Annotated in this window: 16 protein-coding genes; 7 read left to right on the forward strand and 9 right to left on the reverse strand. The window is 48.9% G+C overall.

Annotated features, from left to right (window positions below; translation table 11 throughout):
• Nucleotides 1-198: 198 nt before the first annotated feature.
• The 5 genes from asnB to nagB all read right to left on the reverse strand — a co-directional run bounded on the left by asnB (nucleotide 199) and on the right by nagB (nucleotide 6,339).
• On the reverse strand, nucleotides 199-1,866 hold the full coding sequence (gene asnB, locus RSC70_RS17925; protein ID WP_332543116.1) for an asparagine synthase B: 1,668 nt from the start codon (nucleotides 1,864-1,866) through the stop codon (nucleotides 199-201).
• A 353-nt stretch (nucleotides 1,867-2,219) separates the two neighbouring features.
• The gene (locus RSC70_RS17930; protein ID WP_025800669.1) at nucleotides 2,220-2,972 is read right to left on the reverse strand and encodes an HAD-IIA family hydrolase; all 753 of its coding nucleotides are present in this window, start codon (nucleotides 2,970-2,972) and stop codon (nucleotides 2,220-2,222) included.
• 81 nt (nucleotides 2,973-3,053) lie between these two features.
• A complete protein-coding gene (gene nagC, locus RSC70_RS17935; protein WP_025800670.1) occupies nucleotides 3,054-4,286 on the reverse strand; it encodes a DNA-binding transcriptional regulator NagC in 1,233 nt (410 codons plus the stop codon).
• A 73-nt stretch (nucleotides 4,287-4,359) separates the two neighbouring features.
• Nucleotides 4,360-5,511 (reverse strand): N-acetylglucosamine-6-phosphate deacetylase, encoded by a 1,152-nt coding sequence (nagA, locus tag RSC70_RS17940; RefSeq protein WP_063585658.1) that lies wholly within the window; start codon nucleotides 5,509-5,511, stop codon nucleotides 4,360-4,362.
• 27 nt (nucleotides 5,512-5,538) lie between these two features.
• Nucleotides 5,539-6,339, reverse strand: a complete 801-nt coding sequence (gene nagB, locus RSC70_RS17945) for a glucosamine-6-phosphate deaminase (protein WP_040045683.1) — start codon at nucleotides 6,337-6,339, stop codon at nucleotides 5,539-5,541.
• A 344-nt stretch (nucleotides 6,340-6,683) separates the two neighbouring features.
• Here nagB and nagE point away from each other — a divergent pair, with 344 nt between their 5' ends.
• The 5 genes from nagE (at nucleotide 6,684) to RSC70_RS17970 (ending at nucleotide 15,675) form a co-directional block, all read left to right on the forward strand.
• The gene (gene nagE / locus RSC70_RS17950; protein ID WP_187989581.1) at nucleotides 6,684-8,720 is read left to right on the forward strand and encodes an N-acetylglucosamine-specific PTS transporter subunit IIBC; all 2,037 of its coding nucleotides are present in this window, start codon (nucleotides 6,684-6,686) and stop codon (nucleotides 8,718-8,720) included.
• Nucleotides 8,721-8,986: 266 nt separating this feature from the next.
• The gene (gene glnS, locus RSC70_RS17955; RefSeq protein ID WP_304185865.1) at nucleotides 8,987-10,654 is read left to right on the forward strand and encodes a glutamine--tRNA ligase; all 1,668 of its coding nucleotides are present in this window, start codon (nucleotides 8,987-8,989) and stop codon (nucleotides 10,652-10,654) included.
• A gap of 556 nt (nucleotides 10,655-11,210) precedes the next feature.
• Nucleotides 11,211-12,596 carry a chitoporin ChiP gene (gene chiP / locus RSC70_RS17960; protein WP_332543117.1) on the forward strand — a complete coding sequence of 462 codons (1,386 nt, stop codon included), beginning with the start codon at nucleotides 11,211-11,213 and terminating at the stop codon, nucleotides 12,594-12,596.
• Between the two features lie 57 nt (nucleotides 12,597-12,653).
• Complete coding sequence (chiQ, locus tag RSC70_RS17965) at nucleotides 12,654-12,983, forward strand: ChiQ/YbfN family lipoprotein (protein ID WP_040045686.1); 330 nt, start codon at nucleotides 12,654-12,656, stop codon at nucleotides 12,981-12,983.
• Between the two features lie 19 nt (nucleotides 12,984-13,002).
• Nucleotides 13,003-15,675, forward strand: a complete 2,673-nt coding sequence (locus RSC70_RS17970) for a beta-N-acetylhexosaminidase (RefSeq protein WP_332543118.1) — start codon at nucleotides 13,003-13,005, stop codon at nucleotides 15,673-15,675.
• Between the two features lie 270 nt (nucleotides 15,676-15,945).
• Here the strand turns inward: RSC70_RS17970 and fur are convergent, their stop codons facing one another.
• The 4 genes from fur to ybfF form a co-directional block, all read right to left on the reverse strand.
• Nucleotides 15,946-16,395, reverse strand: a complete 450-nt coding sequence (gene fur / locus RSC70_RS17975; protein WP_025800678.1) for a ferric iron uptake transcriptional regulator — start codon at nucleotides 16,393-16,395, stop codon at nucleotides 15,946-15,948.
• A gap of 319 nt (nucleotides 16,396-16,714) precedes the next feature.
• Nucleotides 16,715-17,242, reverse strand: coding sequence for a flavodoxin FldA (gene fldA, locus RSC70_RS17980; protein ID WP_025800679.1), 528 nt, complete (start codon nucleotides 17,240-17,242; stop codon nucleotides 16,715-16,717).
• Between the two features lie 121 nt (nucleotides 17,243-17,363).
• On the reverse strand, nucleotides 17,364-17,639 hold the full coding sequence (gene ybfE / locus RSC70_RS17985; protein WP_025800680.1) for a LexA regulated protein: 276 nt from the start codon (nucleotides 17,637-17,639) through the stop codon (nucleotides 17,364-17,366).
• Nucleotides 17,640-17,909: 270 nt separating this feature from the next.
• Complete coding sequence (gene ybfF / locus RSC70_RS17990) at nucleotides 17,910-18,680, reverse strand: esterase (RefSeq protein WP_332543119.1); 771 nt, start codon at nucleotides 18,678-18,680, stop codon at nucleotides 17,910-17,912.
• Nucleotides 18,681-18,955: 275 nt separating this feature from the next.
• Between ybfF and seqA the strand changes: the two genes are divergently transcribed.
• Nucleotides 18,956-19,495: a replication initiation negative regulator SeqA gene (gene seqA / locus RSC70_RS17995; RefSeq protein ID WP_025800682.1), complete on the forward strand. Its 540-nt coding sequence runs from the start codon at nucleotides 18,956-18,958 to the stop codon at nucleotides 19,493-19,495.
• An 83-nt stretch (nucleotides 19,496-19,578) separates the two neighbouring features.
• Nucleotides 19,579-21,225: a phosphoglucomutase (alpha-D-glucose-1,6-bisphosphate-dependent) gene (gene pgm / locus RSC70_RS18000; protein ID WP_040045689.1), complete on the forward strand. Its 1,647-nt coding sequence runs from the start codon at nucleotides 19,579-19,581 to the stop codon at nucleotides 21,223-21,225.
• Nucleotides 21,226-21,230 lie beyond the last annotated feature (5 nt).

Below are 21,230 nucleotides of genomic sequence, written 5' to 3' on the forward strand. Positions count from 1 at the left end.
ATGCGTATATGAGAAAGTTGCGTCAACCCCTTTTTTATCGGAAAAGGGCATCTGAGGCACGTTTGCGCGGGGATTATACAGCTCGGTGAGAAAATCAACAAAATTCAGGCTTATTAATAGGGTAAAACGGCGTTATCGATAAAAAAACGGCGAACATTAAAAGTTCGCCGTTTAGTGGATAGATGAATTTTTAAATCATTACTTTTGATAAGCCGATTGATGCACGCCTACAGCACGGCCTGACGGGTCATCCATTTTTTTGAAAGATTCATCCCATTCAATCGCTTTTGCCGAAGAACAGGCGACGGAAGGGCCGCCCGGAACACACTCTGCGGCGCTAGGCACAGGGAATAACTCTTCAAAAATTTCACGATACAAATAGCCTTCTTTTGAGTTTGGCGTGTTGTATGGGAAACGGAAGTGCGCATTTGCTAACATTTGATCGCTAATCTGCTGATTCGCGGTTTCTTTTAAAGTATCGATCCAGCTATAACCCACGCCGTCGGAGAACTGTTCTTTCTGGCGCCAAGCTACGCTGGCTGGCAGATAGGATTCAAAACATTCACGTAAGATGTATTTCTCCATTTTGCCGTTGCCGCACATTTTATCTTGTGGGTTTAGGCGCATAGCGACGTCGAGGAATTTTTTATCCAAGAAAGGAACACGCGCCTCAACGCCCCACGCTGACATGGCTTTGTTCGCGCGGGCGCAATCATACATATGCAGAGCCAGAAGTTTACGTACGGTTTCTTCGTGGAATTCTTTGGCGTTCGGGGCTTTATGGAAATACAGATATCCGCCAAAGACCTCATCGGCGCCTTCGCCGGAAAGCACCATCTTGATGCCCATGGCTTTTATCTTACGTGCCATCAGATACATTGGCGTTGAAGCACGGATGGTCGTCACGTCATAGGTTTCGATGTGATAAATCACGTCGCGAATTGCGTCTAAGCCTTCTTGCACCGTGAAATGAATTTCGTGATGCACCGTGCCAAGATGGTTAGCGACTTCCTGCGCGGCTTTTAAATCCGGAGATCCTTCCAAACCCACGGCGAAAGAGTGCAGCTGTGGCCACCATGCTTCGCTGCGTTCACCGTCTTCAACACGGCGAGCGGCAAATTTTTTGGTAATGGCGGAGATCACTGAGGAGTCGAGCCCACCAGACAGCAACACGCCGTAAGGGACGTCAGACATCAGATGGCTTTTGACCGATTCTTCCAAGGCTTCTTTCAATTGAGCGGCGTCAGTGTGGTTCTCTTTGACGTTATCGAACTCAAACCAGTCGCGCTGGTAGTAGCTATGAATTTCTCCATCGTCGCTCGACATATAGCTGCCTGCTGGGAATTCTTTGATGGTGCGGCAAACCGGTACCAGAGCTTTCATCTCTGAGGCTACGTAGAAGTTGCCGTACTCGTCATAACCCATGTACAGCGGAATAATTCCGAGATGATCGCGGCCAATCAAATAGCTGTTTTTTTCTGCGTCATACAAAACAAACGCAAACATGCCCTGCAGTTCGTCTAAGAACGCAGAACCTTGCTCTTCGTATAGCGCCAAAATGACTTCACAGTCAGAGGCCGTTTGGAATTCATAACGACCTTCGAAACGTTGGCGCAGAGCCTGATGGTTATAAATTTCACCATTCACGGCAAGAATATGGGTGCGCGCGGCATTGTACAAAGGCTGGGCGCCGTTGTTGACGTCAACGATAGACAGGCGCTCATGCGCCAGAATCGCGTTGTCAGAAGCGTAAATGCCAGACCAATCTGGGCCACGATGGCGCATCAGGCGTGATAGCTCGAGCGCTTTTTTGCGCAGCTCAACAGGATCGGTTTTTAAATCAAGCACACCAAAGATAGAACACATAGATTTCTCCCATACTGCATTGTCTAGTTGTGACGTTGTGAGTCAGTTTAAGGCGGTAAAAAATTATTGATTTACGACTCAGTGAGGCGTTTACCGCTGCTATAAATAATAAATTGCGTCAAAACCTGAATAGAATGCAAGCGCTTTAGCTTAATGGTGAGAAATAGTCTGTTGGTGTACTCTAAATCTTAATGATTATTCATTTTTTAAAGTGAATTATTGAGGAATCGATAATTTTTTAGCGTTCGGTGTAGAAACGATAAAAAAGCAGCGCAGAAAAAATGAAGTAAAAGCGGAGATAAAAAAGACGGAAGTTGCGTCTGACCAAGCTGACCAGACGCAAAGGGATAACGTTAGATGATATCGATATCGGCAACGGAGGGGTAAATGTAGTTAGGGCGGAATGGCATGTTATCGACGTCGTTTAACGTTGAGACACCGGACAGCACTAATATCGTTTCTAGCCCCGCTTGGAAGCCTGCCAGAATATCGGTATTCAGATTATCACCGATGATTACGGTGCTTTCTGAATGGGCCTGCATCTTGTTAAGCGCGGCACGAATAATCCACGGGCTCGGTTTGCCAACGTAGAATGGCTTGCGGCCTGAAATGAGTTCAATCGGCGCGCACAATGCGCCACAGGCAGGATAAAAACCACGGCCATGTGTATCTGGATTCGTCGCGATAAACCGTGCGCCGTTGACCACGAAGTAAGAGGCCTTGTGGATCATTTCCCAGTTATACGAACGGGTTTCACCAACGATAACAAAATCAGGGTTGATATCGGTAATGGTAAAGCCTGCTTTATATAATTCGTGAATTAACGCACCTTCACCAATCACATAGGCTTTTTTCCCTTCCTGACGCTTGAGAAAATCGGCGGTGGCCATGGCTGAGGTGTAAAACACGCTTTCAGGAACATCAAGTCCGGCGGCTGCGAAGCGGTTTGCCAGATCCTGCGCGGTTTGAGAAGGGTAGTTGGTCAGAATGACGAGAGGAATGTCTTTTTCTTGAATGCGTGCCAGAAATTTATCTGCACCCGGAACCGGAGTGTTGTCGTGCATCAAAACGCCGTCGATGTCACAAATAATACTTTTGATTGTCATAGGTTTATTACTCGTTAAGTTGACAAGCACAAATCATATCATGCTTGTCAGCTAACGCAGCAGCTTCAAATAGGCAGAGAATTAGTGCGGATGTTGCCCTTCCAGCAGGCGCTGAAGCAATACGCCGTTGAGCATGGCGCGTTTCACTAGCGCAAATGCCCCAATGGCTGAACGATGGTCTAATTCAGAGGTGACCACCGGTAGATTGATGCGGAAATTCTTCAACGCCTGAGTATTGATGCAGCTTTGAATCGCAGGCAGCAGCGTTTTTTCTGCTTCAATAATTTCGCCTGCGATGACCACTTTCTGCGGGTTAAACATGTTTATCGCAATCGCAATGGCGCGACCCAGATAGCGGCCAACCAACTCAATCACTTCTGTTGCTAGCGCGTCGCCTTTGTTTGCCGCTTTACAGATTGCGCTGATGCTGCAATCGTCCAGCGTGAGTTTGCTTGGATAGCCTTGTTCGAGCAGATGACGAACGCGTTGCTCGATGGCGGCGTTGGCGGCCACGGTTTCCAAACAGCCGAAATTCCCGCAGTGGCAACGTTCGCCCAATGGATCGATTTGGATGTGACCAATCTCACCGACGTTGCCCTTACTGCCGAGAAATATTTTCTCATTCACGATGATGCCAGCACCGGTTCCTCGGTGTAGGCGTACCAGCATTGAATCTTCACAGTCGCGGGTGGCGCCGAAATAATGTTCAGCTAAGGCGAGGCTACGAATATCGTGACCAACAAAGCTGGTAACGTTAAATCGATCTTCCAGCGCATTAACCAATGGCCAATCATTAACGGTAATATGTGGCATATAGCGCACGATCCCATGTTGCGGATCGACTAATCCGGGCAGGATCACCGCAATGGCAATCAGCTCGCGGATTTTACGCTGGTAGGTGAGCATGAACTGCTCAATGTTATTCAGCAGTGCATTTTCCACTGTTTCCTGAGTACGTTCAGGCAACGGATAGTGCTCTTCGGCCAGTGATTTTCCGCTCATATCGTACAGCGTGATGGTGGCGTCGTGACGCCCTAAGCGAATGGCAATGGTGTTGAAGAGGCGGGTTTCCGTCACAATGGAAATGGCACGGCGGCCACCGGTAGACGCTTGCTGATCGACTTCTTTGATCAGCCCGCGCTCCAGTAGCTGACGGGTAATTTTGGTGACGCTGGCGGGGGCAAGCTGGCTTAGTTCGGCAATTTGAATGCGCGAAATAGGGCCTTGCAGATCGATTAAACGATAAACAGCGGCGCTGTTAAGTTGTTTAACCAGATCTACGTTACCAATTTGTCCTTGTCCGCCTGTGGTCATCAATTTATTACCCGCTTAGAAAAATAGAGCTCAAGTTAATAAAGAAAGCACGCAGACTGATGTACGTTCTCTCTTATTTATTTTCGTAAACCGTTTCGCCGTTCACGATGGTTTTGATCACGCGATAGTCTGAAGTGAAAGCGGTCAGGTTCGCCACTTTACCAGGCTCGATGCTTCCCAGACGGCTATCAACACCCACCGCGCGCGATGGATAGAGCGTTGCCATACGCAATGCTTCATCCAGAGCAATACCGATGTGCTCAACGCTGTTTTTGACGGCGTCGATCATGGTCAGCGCAGAACCGCTCAGCGTACCGTTTTCATCAACGACTAAACCGTTGCGGTAATATACTGTTTTTCCGGCGAAAATGAAGTGATCTATGTTAGCGCCTGCCGGAGCAGTTGCATCGGTGACCAGCACCAGATGCTCACCTTTCAAACGTTTAGCCAGACGAATACTTGGCCAAGCGACGTGGTGACCATCGGCGATGATGCCGGTGTACACTTCAGGGGTATCAAAGATAGCGCCCATCAGACCCGGAGCACGGCCAGAAATGGCTGGCATCGCGTTATAAAGGTGAGTCGCAAAGCTCATGCCTGCGGCAAAGCCTTTACGCGCTTCTTCATAGGTGGCGTTGGAGTGACCTGCGGAAACCACAATACCGGCAGCTTTCAGCTGTTGGATAGATGCCTGAGTCGCGACTTCTGGAGCCATCGTCACTTTGGTGATGGCGTCCGCGTGCTCGCACATGAAATCGATCATTTCATGATCCGGTTTACGGATATATTTCGGATTGTGCGTGCCTTTCTTTTCTAAGCTGATGTATGGGCCTTCAATATGCAGACCTAGCGCCTGATTCTGGTGCTTGGTCAGATAGCTGCGCATAACATCGATACCGTGCTTCATTAAATCGTCAGCACTGGTGATAAGCGTAGGTAAATAGCTGGTACAGCCTGATTTCTCGTTGGCGTGCTGCATGATTTCAAGCGTTTCTTCCGAAACAGCTTCGACAGAATCATTAAACTGAACGCCGCCACAGCCATTAAGTTGCAGATCGATGAAACCAGGAGCAAGGATTGCCCCGCCTAGATCGTGAGTTTCAATGCCTGACGGAAGTTCAGCGACAGGACAGATCTTTTCAATTAAGCCATTGGCGATCATTACTGCATGGTCGTCGAGAATATCGTGGCCGGTATAAATCCGACAATGGGTCAAAGCGTACATCACATACCCCTGGTTACAGGTTGAAAATTACAGATTCTTCATGTTTTCCGCTTCTAACTCGCGGAAGTACTTAACTGTTTTGACTTTCAGCTCCATCGTAGAAGGCTCATCGCATACGATGACGGACTTCGGATGAAGTTGCAGAGCGCTGATCGTCCACATGTGGTTGACGCTGCCTTCAACGGCGGCCTGCAGGGACAGCGCTTTCGCGTGGCCAGTGACCAGAATCATCACTTCTTCAGCGTCCAATAATGTGCCAACGCCTACGGTGAGCGCGTATTTTGGCACTTTTGTCATGTCGCCATCAAAGAAACGAGAGTTTGCGATGCGGGTTTCTTCAGTCAACGTTTTGATGCGAGTGCGCGACGCTAAAGATGAAGCTGGCTCGTTAAAAGCAATATGCCCATCGTTACCTACACCACCCATAAACAGATTGATTCTGCCGTAGGATTTAATTTTTTCTTCGTAGCGACGGCATTCGGTATCAACGTCAGGCGCATTGCCGTTCAGCAAGTTAATGTTTTCGCGTGGGATATCCACGTGATTGAAGAAATTATTATACATGAAGCTATGGTAGCTTTCTGGATGCTCTTCCGGCAGCCCGATGTATTCGTCCATGTTGAACGTAACAACGTTTTTAAAGCTGATTTCGCCAGCCTTGTGCAGCTCGATCAAACGTTTGTAGGTTTGCAGCGGGGTGCCGCCGGTTGGCAGACCAAGAACAAATGGGCGCTCAGCCGTTGGTTTGAAGGCATTGATACGGTTAACAATATGACGGGCAGACCATAAGCCAACGTCTGCAGCATTACTTAGAGGGATAAGTCTCATAGGGCACCTTTAGTGAATATAAATCTATATTATAAACGGGGGTCCACATTGCTCTTTGCTCAGAGTATAAGGCGTAATGCTTGCTAACGACTAATGTGTGACCTAACGCCGCTTTGATTTTTCGAATGATAAAATAAGTTTTGTATGATGGCTAGCAATTAGGCATGTTTAGAGCCTCCTTTGGTGATATTTATCACAAAACTGGAGGTTTTAATTTGCGGAGAAAAATAATTTTTTTACACTCCTGATTGTAGTCCATACTGTCAACTTAATAATTAAGTCAGTTATGACGTGACCATGAGCAGTGCCAATTCGAGCAATGACGGGTCCACAAGGGGGAAATGGTGAGTATTTTAGGTTATCTGCAAAAAGTCGGCCGTGCGCTGATGGTACCGGTGGCGACGCTACCGGCTGCCGCGATATTAATGGGTGTCGGTTACTGGATCGACCCGGTAGGTTGGGGTGGCGCTAATGCGTTAGCGGCCTTCTTCATCAAGTCGGGCTCTGCCATTATCGACAACATGTCTGTACTGTTTGCGATCGGTGTCGCTTACGGTATGTCAAAAGATAAAGACGGCGCTGCCGCATTAACTGGCTTTGTTGGCTTCTTGGTATTGACTACGCTGTGCTCTCCGGCCGCGGTAGCCATGATCCAGAAAATCCCTGCGGATCAGGTTCCAGCTGCATTCGGTAAGATTAACAACCAGTTCGTGGGTATCTTGGTTGGTATTATCTCTGCCGAACTGTACAACCGCTTCAGCGGCGTTGAGCTGCCGAAGGCGCTGTCCTTCTTCAGCGGCCGTCGTCTGGTGCCAATCCTGACCTCCTTCGTTATGATTCTGGTCGCGTTCATCCTGATGTACATCTGGCCGTTAATCTTTGACGGACTGGTTAACTTCGGTGAACACATTCAGAAAATGGGCTCTGTCGGCGCAGGTATCTACGCGTTCTTCAACCGCTTGCTGATCCCAGTGGGTCTGCATCATGCTTTGAACTCCGTATTCTGGTTTGACGTTGCAGGTATCAACGACATTCCTAACTTCCTGGGTGGCGCACAGTCTATCGAAGCGGGTAAAGCCGTTGTTGGTATCACGGGTCGTTATCAGGCTGGTTTCTTCCCAATCATGATGTTTGGTTTACCAGGTGCTGCGCTGGCGATTTACCACTGCGCACGTCCAGAAAACAAAGCCAAAGTGGCTGGTATCATGATGGCCGCTGCGTTTGCAGCCTTCTTCACCGGCATCACCGAACCGTTGGAATTCTCCTTCATGTTCGTGGCGCCAGTACTGTATGTTCTGCATGCATTCCTGACCGGTATTTCCGTATTCATCGCTGCTTCTATGCACTGGATCGCGGGCTTCGGCTTCAGCGCCGGTCTGGTGGATATGGTGCTGTCTTCACGTAACCCGCTGGCAACTCACTGGTACATGCTGATCCCTCAGGGTCTGGTGTTCTTCGTGATTTACTACGTGGTGTTCCGTTTCACTATCACCAAATTCAACCTGCTGACTCCTGGCCGTGAACTGGCTACCGACGCTGACGAAAGCGCTGATGGCTACGATCTGGATCTGGACAATGCGAAAGGTGGTAACGAAACGGCAAATCTGGCACGCAATTACATTGCCGCTGTCGGTGGCTCTGCCAATATCACTGGTATCGATGCATGTATCACGCGTCTGCGTCTGAGCGTTAAAGATTCTGCTATCGTCAACGATAGCTTGGCTAAACGTCTGGGTGCGTCTGGTGTGATTCGCCTGAACAAACAAAGCGTGCAGGTCATCGTGGGTACTCGTGCCGAAGCAATCGCAACCGCAATGCGTGGCGTGATGGCATCGGGCCCAATTGAAGCTGCCACTGCCCATGCTGCTCCAGCAGCCGCTGCAGCAAAAGCGCAGGCAACGCCAAACGCCGCTACGGTAGTTAAAGCGACGCTGGTTTCTCCAATCACCGGTGAAGTGGTTGCATTGGATCAGGTTCCTGATGAAGCGTTTGCCAGCAAAGCAGTGGGTGACGGTGTGGCGGTTCGCCCAACGGATAAAACCGTGGTTTCCCCAGCTCGTGGCACTATTGTTAAGATCTTCAACACCAACCATGCGTTCTGTTTAGAAACGGATGAAGGTGCGGAAGTCGTTGTTCATATGGGCATCGACACCGTGGCGTTGAATGGTCAAGGCTTCAAACGCCTCGTTGAAGAGGGTGCAGAAGTGAAAGCGGGTCAGCCAATCCTAGAAATGGATTTGGAATATCTGAACGCCAATGCACGCTCAATGATTAGCCCAGTTGTTGTCAGCAACATCGATGATTTCGGTGGTCTGAAAGCGCTGGCTGCGGGTCATGTTGTGGCGGGTGAAACCAAGCTGTATGACATCACTGCAAAATAAGAGCTTTGCAAAATAACTTGTCTGCGAACGGTTAGCTGATTTATCAGAAACTGTTTTAAGCAAGCAGAACGGAGAAGGGGTGACCTTTCTCCGTTTTTTTGTTTTTAGCGCCCGCTGATATACAGTGTCACTTAGCAGATCTTTCATCTTTTGACATAACCACAGAAAAAACGCCGTGATAATGGCAACAAACGGTTGTTTCCCGCCACAGGTTGTAAGATCATTACTGGTTATGAGTCGCGTTTTTAGGCATAGAGGAATAGAAAATGAGTGAGGCTGAAGCCCGCCCAAGTAACTTTATCCGTCAGATCATCGATGAAGATCTGGCATCCGGTAAACATAATTCAGTTCATACCCGTTTTCCGCCGGAGCCAAATGGCTACCTGCACATTGGCCACGCCAAATCCATTTGCCTGAACTTTGGCATTGCCAAAGATTATCAAGGCCAGTGCAATCTGCGCTTTGATGACACCAACCCGGTGAAAGAAGACATTGAATACGTTGAGTCCATTAAACGCGACGTACAGTGGCTAGGTTTTGAGTGGAGCGGCGCGGTGCGTTACTCTTCTGATTACTTCGATCAGCTGCACCAGTACGCCGTAGAGCTGATTAGCAAGGGCCTTGCTTACGTTGATGAGCTCACTCCAGAACAGATCCGTGAATATCGCGGCACCCTGACGTCTCCGGGCAAAAATAGCCCGTATCGCGACCGTAGCGTCGAAGAGAATCTGGCACTGTTCGAGAAAATGCGTAACGGCGAATTTGCCGAAGGCACTGCGTGCCTGCGCGCCAAAATTGATATGGCTTCTCCGTTCATCGTGATGCGCGATCCGGTTCTGTATCGTATTAAGTTTGCTGAACATCACCAGACCGGCAACAAATGGTGCATCTACCCGATGTACGATTTCACCCACTGCATTTCCGATGCGCTGGAAGGGATCACTCATTCACTGTGTACGCTGGAATTCCAAGACAACCGCCGTCTATACGACTGGGTTTTGGATAACATCACCATTTCTACGCATCCGCGTCAGTACGAGTTCTCTCGTCTGAATCTCGAATACGCCATCATGTCTAAGCGCAAGCTGAACCAGCTGGTGACCGAGAAAATTGTGGAAGGTTGGGATGACCCACGTATGCCAACGATTTCTGGCCTGCGTCGTCGCGGCTACACGGCAGCTTCTATTCGTGAATTCTGCCTGCGTATTGGCGTGACCAAGCAAGATAACAACGTTGAAATGGCGGCGTTAGAGTCTTGCGTGCGTGATGACCTGAATGAAATCGCACCGCGTGCGATGGCGGTTCTGGATCCGGTTAAAGTGGTTATTGAAAACATGTCTGCGGATAGCGTAGAAATGCTGGCGATGCCAAACCATCCAAACAAGCCTGAAATGGGCAAACGCGAAGTGCCGTTTAGCAACGAGATCTATATCGATCGTGCTGATTTCCGCGAAGAAGCCAACAAACAATACAAGCGTTTGGTATTGGGTAAAGAAGTTCGCCTGCGTAATGCCTATGTGATTAAAGCCGAGCGCGTTGAGAAAGACGCTGATGGTGAAATCACTACCATTTACTGCACCTATGATGCGGATACTTTGAGCAAAGATCCTGCTGATGGTCGCAAAGTGAAAGGCGTTATTCACTGGGTATCTGCAAACCACGCAGTGCCTGCTGAATTCCATCTGTACGATCGCTTGTTCAGCGTTGCCAACCCAGGCGCGGCGGAAGACTTCCTGTCTACCATCAACCCTGAGTCGTTGGTTATCCGTAAAGGTTTTGTTGAGCCAAGCCTTGCTGTAGCGACTTCAGAAGTCACCTATCAGTTCGAACGTGAAGGCTATTTCTGCGCTGATTGCCGCTATTCCGCGCCAGACCATTTAGTGTTTAACCGCACTGTGGGTCTGCGTGATACGTGGGCAAAAGTGGGTGCATAACCCAAGATAGTCCTCGCTAGATTGCAATCATAAAAAGCCGCTTACCTATGCTGTAAGTGGCTTTTTTTATGCCTGTCTTCAACATACCCCATCATTTTTTAAATCCTAATTGTAAATAGTTTAGTAATTCGATGTTATTTCTCGAAGTGCATAAACGCCCTCTGAATATTCGTTTCACGAATTAATTAATTGCCACCGATTTACCTCGATATAAAAATAGTTATCCCACCAGCGTTTGTTTTCTAAGCATTTTTCTCTGAAATTACAATGCAATTATAAATATAATACTGTTTTTAAAGAGTATTTTAAGTCGCTCTCAGTGAAAGTGTGTCACATGTAACAAAACATTAAAATATGTGCACTCGGTCAAGAATTGACACAATTGTTTTACTTTTCATTTGATAATTCGCGTCGCGAAAAATAGTCTAAGACGGTAGATGAGCAATTGAGTTATTCACTCTACTACGAATTAACTTTTCCCCATTTTAGGGGTTTTGCGTCCTAGACCGGTGAACGTCGAGGGTCGCGTTTTTCAAAGTCAAAGAGGATCGATTTTATGGTTACGCATCGTTTGAAGCGCAACGCGCTAACGCTCGCCATAACTGGGGTGTTGTTGGGTAGTGGTTTTTATGCAATGCCAGAAGCTAAGGCTGAAGGCTTTGTTGATGATTCAACGCTGACGGGTGGTGTTTACTACTGGCAACGTGAGCGTGACCGTAAAGATGTCACCACTGGAAACTACGAAACCAACCTTAATCATTCCACGTGGAACGCCAACCTAGATTTCTCATCCGGCTATGCAGCCGACATGTTTGGTATTGATGTTGCCGCATTTACCGCAATCGAAATGGCAGAGAACCATGATAGCGGGCATCCAAACGAAATTGCCTTCTCCTCGAAAAATAAAGGCTACGACGAAGACTACTCGGGCGATAAGAGTGGCATAAGCCTTTACAAAGCTGCTGCGAAATTTAAGTACGGCCCAGTCTGGGCGCGTGCGGGCTACATTCAGCCAACAGGCCAAACTTTACTGGCGCCACACTGGAGCTTTATGCCTGGTACCTATCAAGGTGCTGAGGCGGGTGCAAACTTTGACTACGGTGATGCAGGAGCGCTGAGCTTCTCCTACATGTGGACCGACAAATATAAAGCGCCATGGCATACCGAAGTTGATGGCTTCTATCAAAATGACAAAAAAACCGGCGTTTCTTATCTGCACTCATTGGGTGCCAAGTATGACTTTAAAAACGATTTCATACTGGAAGCGGCCTTTGGTCAGGCTGAAGGTTATGTCGATCAATACTTTGCTAAAGGTTCCTACAAGTTTAATGTCGCGGGTAATCCGATGACAACCAGCTACCAATTCTATGGCACGCGTGACCGCGTACATGACGGCGGCGTGAACGATCTTTACGACGGTACCGCATGGTTACAAGCGCTGACTCTGGGCTACAAAGTTGGGCAGTTCGACTTCCGCTTGGAAGGTACTTACGTCAAAGCTGAAGGTAATCAGGGTTACTTCTTACAGCGTATGACTCCAACCTACGCATCTTCAAACGGACGTTTGGATATTTGGTGGGATAACCGTTCCGACTTTAACGCCAACGGCGAAAAAGCTATTTTCGGCGGCGTGATGTATGACCTGAGCAAGTGGGATATGCCGGGCTTCGCCATCGGCGGCTCTTATGTTTACGCATGGGATGCTAAACCAAGCACCGATCCTCAGTACGATCAAAGCCTGCGCGTGAAAGAAAGCGCCTACAGTCTGGATGCGATGTACACCATTCAGGACGGTCGTGCGAAAGGCACGCTGTTCAAACTGCACTTCACTCAGTACGACAACCATTCAGACAACCCAAGCTGGGGCGGCGGTTACGGCAACATGTTCCAAGACGAACGTGATGTTAAGTTCATCGTTATCGCACCGTTCACCATTTTCTAAGCCAAAGACTCGGCATGTTGAGCTAAACATGCCGAGTCACTTTGACGAGATAAAAACATGAAAAAAATTCTATTGGTTGTCGCCGCTGTTGTTGGGTTAAGTGCCTGTGTACAGCAATCTACCGCACCTCAAGAAGATGCAAAGTTAAAACAAGCCTACAGCAACTGCATTAATACCGCTGAAGGTAACCCAGATAAAATTTCGGCCTGTCAGTCGGTGTTGGACGTGTTGAAGCAAAGTAAGACGCATCAGGCCTTTGCCGAAAAGGAAAGCGTGCGCGTATTTGATTACCAAAATTGTATTCAGGCGGCTAAAACCGGTGCTGGAGATAACTACCAGCAGGCCTGTGGCAAAGTTTGGCAGGAAATTCGCAGCAACAATAACTGATTAAGGACGAGGCTTTAGGATGAGCAAATTTAAATTGAATACGTTGGCCGTTGCCGTTTCTGCACTGGGCATGCTTGGATTTTCCGCAGCAAGTCAGGCAGATCAGCAAATCGTTGACCAACTGAGTCAGTTAAAAGTTAACGTGAAAGTTACTGACAACCGCGCGGCAGAGAACGGCGTAGATTGTGCCGCGCTGGGCGCTGATTGGGCGTCGTGTAATCAATCCGTTATTACGTTAACCAGCGATAGCGATATTAAAGGCAACGACTGGGCGATCTATTTCCATAACCCACGTCAGGTTCTGGACGTGAAAAGCGATCAGTTCAAAATTACGTTTGTGACGGGTGACCTGCACAAAATTGAACCCACCGATAAATTTAAAGGGTTTACCGCCGGTCAGTCGGTGGAAATTCCTCTGATTGGTGAATACTGGCAGTTGTTTGAAAGTGACATTATGCCGCGTTGGTACGTCACTTCTCAGGATGCTAAACCTAAGGTGATTGCTAGCACCGATACGGAAGATCTACGTCAGTTTGTGACGCCGTTTGCGGGCGATCTGTGGAAGCGTACCAAAGACGATAAAAACGTTCTGATGGTGCCTGAAACTCGCTTCGACAAAAACGCTGATGTGAAAGAGCTGCCAGCGCAGAGCCTGCGTGGCCAAATTATGCCAACGCCGATGGAAGTGAAAATCCATCAGCAGGACGTTGACCTCAGCAAAGGCGTAGCGCTGGATCTTACCGTTCTGAACAGCGCCACGGCAGAAGCCGCGCAGCAACGTTTCGCGCTGTTAGGTGTGAAAAGCGATGCCAAAGGTTATCCAATCAAAACGGCGATTGCGGTTAATAACTTCAAAGGCGACTTAGCGGTTCCGGGTGCTTACGAGTTGAAGATTGGGCCGAAGGGTGCAGAAGTTATTGGTTACGATCAGGCTGGCGTGTTCTACGGCTTACAGTCCATTCTTTCCCTGGTGCCAAGCGATGGCAGCATGAAGATTGCAACTTTGGATGCGAAAGATGCACCGCGTTTCCAATACCGTGGCATCTTCTTGGACATCGGGCGTAACTTCCATTCCAAAGAAGCAGTACACCGTCTTCTAGACCAGATGGCGGCGTACAAGATGAACAAATTCCACTTCCATCTGACCGATGATGAAGGCTGGCGCATTGAGATCCCAGGTCTGCCAGAGCTTATCGATGTGGGCTCAAAACGCTGCCACGATCTGAGCGAAAAAGAGTGCCTGCTGCCACAGCTAGGTTCAGGGCCTGATGCCAACAACAATGGCACTGGCCATCTGACTCGCGCTGAATATATCGATATCGTGAAATATGCTCAGGCGCGTCAGATCGAAGTGATCCCTGAAATCGATATGCCTGCACATGCCCGTGCGGCGGTGGTTTCGATGGAAGCGCGTTATGACAAACTGAAAGCCGCCGGTGACGAGAAGGGCGCTAACGAATTCCGTTTGGTTGATCCAACGGATACGTCAAACACTACGTCTGTGCAGTTCTACGATCGTAAGAGCTATTTGAACCCATGCTTAGATTCCTCTAAGCGCTTTGTCGATAAAGTGATTGGCGAAGTGGCGCAGATGCACAAAGAAGCGGGGCAGCCGTTAACCACGTGGCACTTCGGCGGTGATGAAGCTAAAAATATTCGCTTAGGGCCGGGTTATCAGGATAAGAATGGCAAGATTGAGCCGGGTAAAGGCATTATCGATCAAAGCAAAGAAGATAAACCATGGGCGCAGTCTAAGGTTTGTCAGACCCTAATCAAGAGCGGCAAAGTGGAAGATATGGAACATCTCCCAAGCCACTTTGCGATTGAAGTCAGCCAGATCGTCAATAAGCACGGCATTGAAAAAATGCAGGCGTGGCAGGATGGTCTGAAAGATGCCAAAGACGCGAAGGCATTTGCTACCAAGCGCGTGGGCGTCAACTTCTGGGATACGCTCTATTGGGGCGGTTTTGATACCGTCAACGACTGGGCGAACAAAGGCTACGAAGTGACGGTTTCTAACCCAGACTACGTCTACATGGATTTCCCGTATGAGGTGAATCCACAGGAAAATGGTTACTACTGGGGAACTCGCTTTAACGATGAGCGTAAAATCTTCAGCTTCGCGCCAGACAATATGCCACAGAATGCGGAAACTTCCGTAGACCGTGACGGCAATTTCTTTACCGCGAAAAGCGATAAGCCATGGCCGGGCGTTTATGGACTTTCAGCTCAGCTATGGAGTGAAACCACGCGCACTGACGAAATGATGGAGTATAAAATCTATCCTCGCGTTATGACGGTGGCGGAGCGCGGATGGCATCGTGCGGGCTGGGAGCAGGACTACAAAGCGGGTCGCGAATATAAAGGCGGAGAAACCAATCTGGTAGACAAAAAATCTCTGCTGAGTGATTGGCAGCGCTTTGCAAACCTGATGGGGCAGCGTGAGCTGGCGAAAATGGATAAAGCCGGTGTGGAATATCGCCTACCGGTACCTGGGGCAAAAGTCGTTGGCGGGAAACTGGAAGCCAACATTGCGCTGCCAGGGCTGGGCATTGAATACTCCGTAGACGGCGGCAAGCAGTGGCAGCGTTATGATGCTAAAGCGCAACCGACCGTTTCTGGCGACGTTCAAATTCGTTCAGTGAGCCCAGATGGTAAACGCTATAGCCGTGTAGAACCGGTGCAGGCGTGATATCGAGATAGGGATGCAAGGTATTCTCTGCTCCGGTGGGGTAGGGAATACCGCAATAAAGTATTAACGCAGTGATTTTTAATACCGTTTCATCATCATTATTGTTGCTATGGTATCTGCCGAAGCCATATGAGTGATTTAGTTGTGAGTTGCTTAGCCCCCTGCCTGAGGGGCTTTTTTTTGTCTGTTTTTCGACGAGAAAACGAAGATGGTGGGTTTCAGGCAATAAAAAAGCGACCCTCAGGTCGCCTCATGACACTTTCGTGTTTTTTACTCTCTGCCATCGTGCAGACTTTCGTCTTCGCGGCAATCACCTTCAGCACAGTGACCGTACAGGTACAGGCTGTGGTTGGTCAGTTGGATACCATATTTTTTAGCAATTTCGTGCTGACGCTTTTCGATAGAGTCGTCGCTAAATTCGATCACTTTGCCGCAGTCTAAGCAGATCAGATGATCATGGTGATGCTGTTGAGTCAGTTCAAATACGGATTTTCCGCCTTCAAAATTGTGACGCGTCACAATTCCAGCGTCGTCGAACTGGTTCAGTACACGGTAAACGGTGGCTAAGCCGATTTCTTCACCCATATCGATCAGCTTCTTATACAGATCTTCTGCGCTGACGTGGTGGCAAGTTGGATCTTGCAGAACTTCCAGAATCTTAAGACGCGGAAGCGTGACTTTAAGTCCAGCCTTCTTTAAAGCAGTGTTGTTATCTGTCATTCGGATTCTGTCCCGTTACTTAGCTCGAAGACGTTTAGGATAGCCTGCATTTGCTGCCAGCGTTGCCCTAATTGTCACCGAACTGAAAATATAATTGAGATTCATTATAAAGCTGATGGCGGTAAATGGAAACCGCAGTGTGTTAACAACTTGGACGGAACTACAGGGTGGAAATAAAACGTAACACACTGACAAATATGTAACTCTGCTGGTGGCGGGCGCTAGAGCGAGAAAAATGAGTTACATAGATGTTGCAAATTGCTTTCGCCAATCGCTGAAATACCCGCTGGCTTATGCAGTCAGCGGGTTCAATTTCATGTTAGCCAGCCAGTTCAGCCAAGCTCATCTCTTCGGAGATTTGTTTCACCCACGCATCAACACGCGTTGCGGTGAGTTCAGGCTGGCGATCTTCGTCAATAGCTAAACCGACGAAGGTTTTGTCATCAACCAGCGCTTTAGACGCTTCAAAATGGTAACCCGCCGTTGGCCAGTGGCCGACGATGGTCGCGCCGCGTGGCTCGATCAAATCACGGATGGTGCCCATTGCGTCGCAGAAGTACTCTGCATAGTCTTCTTGGTCGCCGCAGCCAAACAGAGCAACCAGTTTACCGTTGAAGTCGATCTCTTCCAGAGAAGGGAAGAAATCATCCCAGTCACACTGAGCTTCGCCGTAATACCACGTTGGGATGCCAAGCAGAAGAATATCGAATGCTTCGATGTCTTCTTTGCTGCTTTTGGCAATGTCATGAACTTCAGCAACGTCTTTTCCGAGTTGCTTTTGGATCATCTTAGCGATGTTTTCCGTGTTGCCCGTGTCGCTGCCAAAGAAAATGCCTACGATTGCCATGTCGCGTTTATACCTTTTATATCAAATAATTAAACTAGAATCTTGAGAAAGACCAGTACGTACTTTACGCACTATAGCACTTTAAACCGTATCGATTTGTCGTCATTGTGTGCTGGTGGCGTTAAGATTTTAAAATCTGATTGAGTAAAATTTGTTCAATCAATTCACTGCGGCTAATGTTTTGTTCCTGAGCCAAACGATTCAGCATTTCAACCGCTTCTTCGTTAATCTTTAGCTCGACGCGACGCAGTCCTTTCACTTTATCGCGGCGCAGTTGGTTGCGTTTGTTAATTCTTAGCTGTTCATCCCGAGATAACGGGTTAGTTTTCGGGCGACCCGGACGACGTTCATCTGCGAACAGATCCAGAGTCGTGCGGTCCGTTTGTTCTTTGGCCATATCAGGTAGCGGTACTACAAGGAGAATTTTGAATCTGCGTAACGAATCAGATCATGATTAACATACTAGGGCCATTCACCCTTTACCGGCACTATCCTTGAACAGCAAAACTGCCTGCCAGAATAATAGCGCGCCATAATACCCTAGCGCCCCCAGCCGCGACAATCCTTAATCTTACTTACCTCACTGATGAATGGTGATTTTTTCTACAGTGAGGCTGTCGTTAAGATGAAGTTAGGTCGTGAAAGCGACAAAATTAAGCCGTTTGGCTTATTCATCGCTGTCGAGAAAGCGGCGCAGCGTGCGTAGCACCAGCTCGGGTTTTTCCGCATGCAGCCAGTGGCCAGTACCGGCTACCACGTGAGCTTTAGCATGAGGAAACTGGCGAGCAATGGCGGCGCGATGAATATCTTGGATGTAGGGCGATGACCCACCTTTGATAAACATCGCAGGGCCTTGGTAAGGCGTGACTTCTTGCCAGCCCACGATATTTTCGTATTGATCCCACAGAACGGGCACATTAAATAGCCACTCACCATCCTGAAAAGACTTCAGCAAAAACTGTATTACGCCTTCTTCTTGGATGTAGCCGCGCATGATTTCAGCGGCCTCTTGGCGACGCGTCAGCCGTGCATCCGTCACCGCGTTGATAGCTGCAAAAATAGTATCGTGACGACGAACCTGATAATCAACGGGCGCAATGTCCAGCAAGGCAAGGCGGCGAATACGCTCGGGTGCAAGTGCTGCTAACGTCATCGCGGCTTTTCCGCCCATTGAGTGCCCAATGACATCTAACTGCGGCAAAGAAAGATCGTCAATCAGCGCCAGTAAATCTACGGCCATCGCGGCATAATCCATGCGCTCGGAGCGCGGCGAGTGTCCGTGATTGCGCATATCAACCTGAATCACCCGGCGATCGTTGCGCAAGTCTCGGCCTAATACGCCAAGATTATCCAGGCTGCCGAATAAACCGTGGATCAGTAATGCTGGTGGAAACAGGGCTGGCTGGGTTGGAATATGTTCGCGGTAGTTGAGTTTCATATCGTTAGGTCTATTCGTGGTGTCTATTCGCGGGCTCCATGCGCTAAACATGCGGCAATGGAGTGCGACAAATCTTATGTTGTAACAAATAGGTTACCACGACTAAGCATGATTGTTAGCCATCGAGTGTTATCCGGCAAAATTTAAGGGTATTCTTTCCATAAGTTTGGGAAAAAACTCACTGAATTGATCAGAGCATCGGGTTTACGCTATCCGCATGAGGCGTTTGACTTTATAATCCTGCTGATTAAGTCGTAAACCTGTATTGGATAATGATGAAAACTATTGAAGTCGACGAGGAGCTGTACCGCTACATTGCAAGCCACACGCAAAGTATCGGTGAGAGTGCTTCTGACATATTGCGCCGCCTGCTGAAAGTCTCTGAACATAAAGCAACTGCTGCTCCGGCTGTGACGCCTGCCGTCATCGCTGCGCCAGTGGCTGCTGCGGTATCTGCCCGTCCGGTAGACCGCGTTCGTACCATGCGTGAACTATTGCTGTCTGATGAATATGCAGAGCAGAACAAAGCGGTAAACCGCTTCATGCTGGTACTTTCAACCCTTTACTCCATTGATAACCAAGGGTTCGCTGCTGCAACGGAATCCTTGCATGGCCGTACGCGCGTCTATTTCGCCGGCGATCAGCAAACGCTGCTGCAAAACGGCACGCATACCAAGCCTAAACATGTCGCGGGCACGCCTTACTGGGTGATCACTAACACCAACACCGATCGCAAGCGCAGCATGATTGAACACATCATGCAGGCGATGCAGTTCCCAGCCGAACTGATTGAAAAAGTTTGCGGGACCATCTAATTCAAGAACTGCCTAATCGCAAGCATTGGCAACGCGATTAGGCACTCAACCATATAAGCGTAATAGCGTAGGGAGTAGTGACCATGGCAAATCACCCCCGTGCCGGGCAGCCTGCCCAGCAGAGCGATTTGATTAACGTGGCACAACTGGTTTCTCAATACTATGTATTGACGCCGGAAGTGGGTAACACGTCGCATGCGGTAAAATTCGGGACTTCAGGTCACCGTGGCAGCGCTCAGCGCCATAGCTTTAACGAAGCGCACATTTTAGCTATTGCGCAGGCAATTGTTGAAGTGCGTAAAGCGAATGGCATCGAAGGCCCCTGTATCGTGGGTAAAGATACACATGGTCTGTCTGAACCTGCGTTTATCAGCGTGCTGGAAGTTCTGACGGCAAACGGTGTAGACGTCGTGGTACAGCAGGATAATGGTTTCACACCAACGCCTGCGGTTTCTCACGCTATTCTGACCCACAACAGCAATAAGAATGCGGCATTGGCCGACGGTATCGTCATCACGCCTTCGCACAACCCACCTGAAGACGGTGGTATCAAATACAATCCGCCAAATGGTGGACCTGCAGATACTGACCTCACCAAAGTGATTGAGCAGCGCGCCAATGAACTGTTAAGCCTTAACTTGCAGGGCGTGAAGCGTCAAACGCTGGATGCGGCTTGGAAAAGCGGCTTGGTGCATGCCAAAGATCTGGTGCAGCCTTACATTGAAGGTTTGGTCGATATCGTTGATATGCCAGCCATTCAGCGCTCAGGCCTGCATTTGGGCGTCGATCCATTAGGCGGCTCCGGCATCGAATACTGGCAGCGTATTGGTGAGCATTACAAACTTGATCTGACCTTGGTGAACGATCACGTTGATCCGTCATTCCGCTTTATGCATTTAGATCACGATGGCGTGATCCGTATGGATTGCTCATCGGAAAGCGCGATGGCGGGCTTGCTGGCGCTGCGCGATCAGTTTGATTTAGCATTCGCTAACGACCCAGACTACGATCGCCACGGTATCGTCACGCCTTCAGGCCTGATGAATCCGAATCACTACTTAGCAGTAGCGATCAATTATCTGTTCCAGCATCGCCCACAGTGGGGCGCTGATGTTGCCGTAGGTAAAACGCTGGTATCCAGCGCCATGATTGACCGCGTTGTGAATGATTTAGGCCGTAAGCTGGTGGAAGTTCCTGTCGGCTTTAAATGGTTTGTTGATGGACTGTTTGACGGTAGCTTTGGTTTTGGTGGCGAAGAGAGCGCGGGTGCTTCCTTCCTACGCTTTAATGGTACACCGTGGTCAACGGACAAAGACGGCATCATTATGTGTCTTCTTGCCGCTGAGATCACTGCCGTTACCGGCGAAAACCCACAGCAGCATTACAATAAGCTGGCTGAACGTTTTGGTGCGCCAAGCTATAACCGCATTCAGGCACCGGCGACACATGCGCAGAAAGATGCGCTGTCGAAGCTCTCTCCTGAGATGGTTAAAGCTGACAAACTGGCAGGCGATCCGATTACCGCGCGTTTGACTAAAGCGCCGGGCAACAACGCCTCTATTGGCGGGCTGAAAGTGATGACCGACAACGGCTGGTTTGCCGCGCGTCCGTCTGGCACCGAAGAAGCCTACAAGATTTACTGCGAAAGTTTCTTGGGCGCTGAACATCGCCAGCGAATCGAGAAAGAAGCCGTGGATATTGTGAGCGCCGTGCTCGCCAGCGCCAAATAAGCGAG

Source organism: Hafnia sp. (assembly GCF_036648275.1).
Taxonomy (GTDB): domain Bacteria; phylum Pseudomonadota; class Gammaproteobacteria; order Enterobacterales; family Enterobacteriaceae; genus Hafnia; species Hafnia alvei.

Excerpts from the sequence above, each read along its gene's own strand:
- fldA (WP_025800679.1), bottom strand. The coding sequence starts at position 17,242 with ATGGCAATCGTAGGCATTTTCTTTGGCAGCGACACGGGCAACACGGAA.
- nagB (WP_040045683.1), bottom strand. The coding sequence starts at position 6,339 with ATGAGACTTATCCCTCTAAGTAATGCTGCAGACGTTGGCTTATGGTCT.
- nagA (WP_063585658.1), bottom strand. The coding sequence starts at position 5,511 with ATGTACGCTTTGACCCATTGTCGGATTTATACCGGCCACGATATTCTC.
- ybfE (WP_025800680.1), bottom strand. The coding sequence starts at position 17,639 with ATGGCCAAAGAACAAACGGACCGCACGACTCTGGATCTGTTCGCAGAT.
- RSC70_RS17930 (WP_025800669.1), bottom strand. The coding sequence starts at position 2,972 with ATGACAATCAAAAGTATTATTTGTGACATCGACGGCGTTTTGATGCAC.
- ybfF (WP_332543119.1), bottom strand. The coding sequence starts at position 18,680 with ATGAAACTCAACTACCGCGAACATATTCCAACCCAGCCAGCCCTGTTT.
- fur (WP_025800678.1), bottom strand. The coding sequence starts at position 16,395 with ATGACAGATAACAACACTGCTTTAAAGAAGGCTGGACTTAAAGTCACG.
- pgm (WP_040045689.1), top strand. The coding sequence starts at position 19,579 with ATGGCAAATCACCCCCGTGCCGGGCAGCCTGCCCAGCAGAGCGATTTG.
- nagC (WP_025800670.1), bottom strand. The coding sequence starts at position 4,286 with ATGACCACAGGCGGACAAGGACAAATTGGTAACGTAGATCTGGTTAAA.
- RSC70_RS17970 (WP_332543118.1), top strand. The coding sequence starts at position 13,003 with ATGAGCAAATTTAAATTGAATACGTTGGCCGTTGCCGTTTCTGCACTG.
- asnB (WP_332543116.1), bottom strand. The coding sequence starts at position 1,866 with ATGTGTTCTATCTTTGGTGTGCTTGATTTAAAAACCGATCCTGTTGAG.
- seqA (WP_025800682.1), top strand. The coding sequence starts at position 18,956 with ATGAAAACTATTGAAGTCGACGAGGAGCTGTACCGCTACATTGCAAGC.
- chiQ (WP_040045686.1), top strand. The coding sequence starts at position 12,654 with ATGAAAAAAATTCTATTGGTTGTCGCCGCTGTTGTTGGGTTAAGTGCC.
- chiP (WP_332543117.1), top strand. The coding sequence starts at position 11,211 with ATGGTTACGCATCGTTTGAAGCGCAACGCGCTAACGCTCGCCATAACT.
- glnS (WP_304185865.1), top strand. The coding sequence starts at position 8,987 with ATGAGTGAGGCTGAAGCCCGCCCAAGTAACTTTATCCGTCAGATCATC.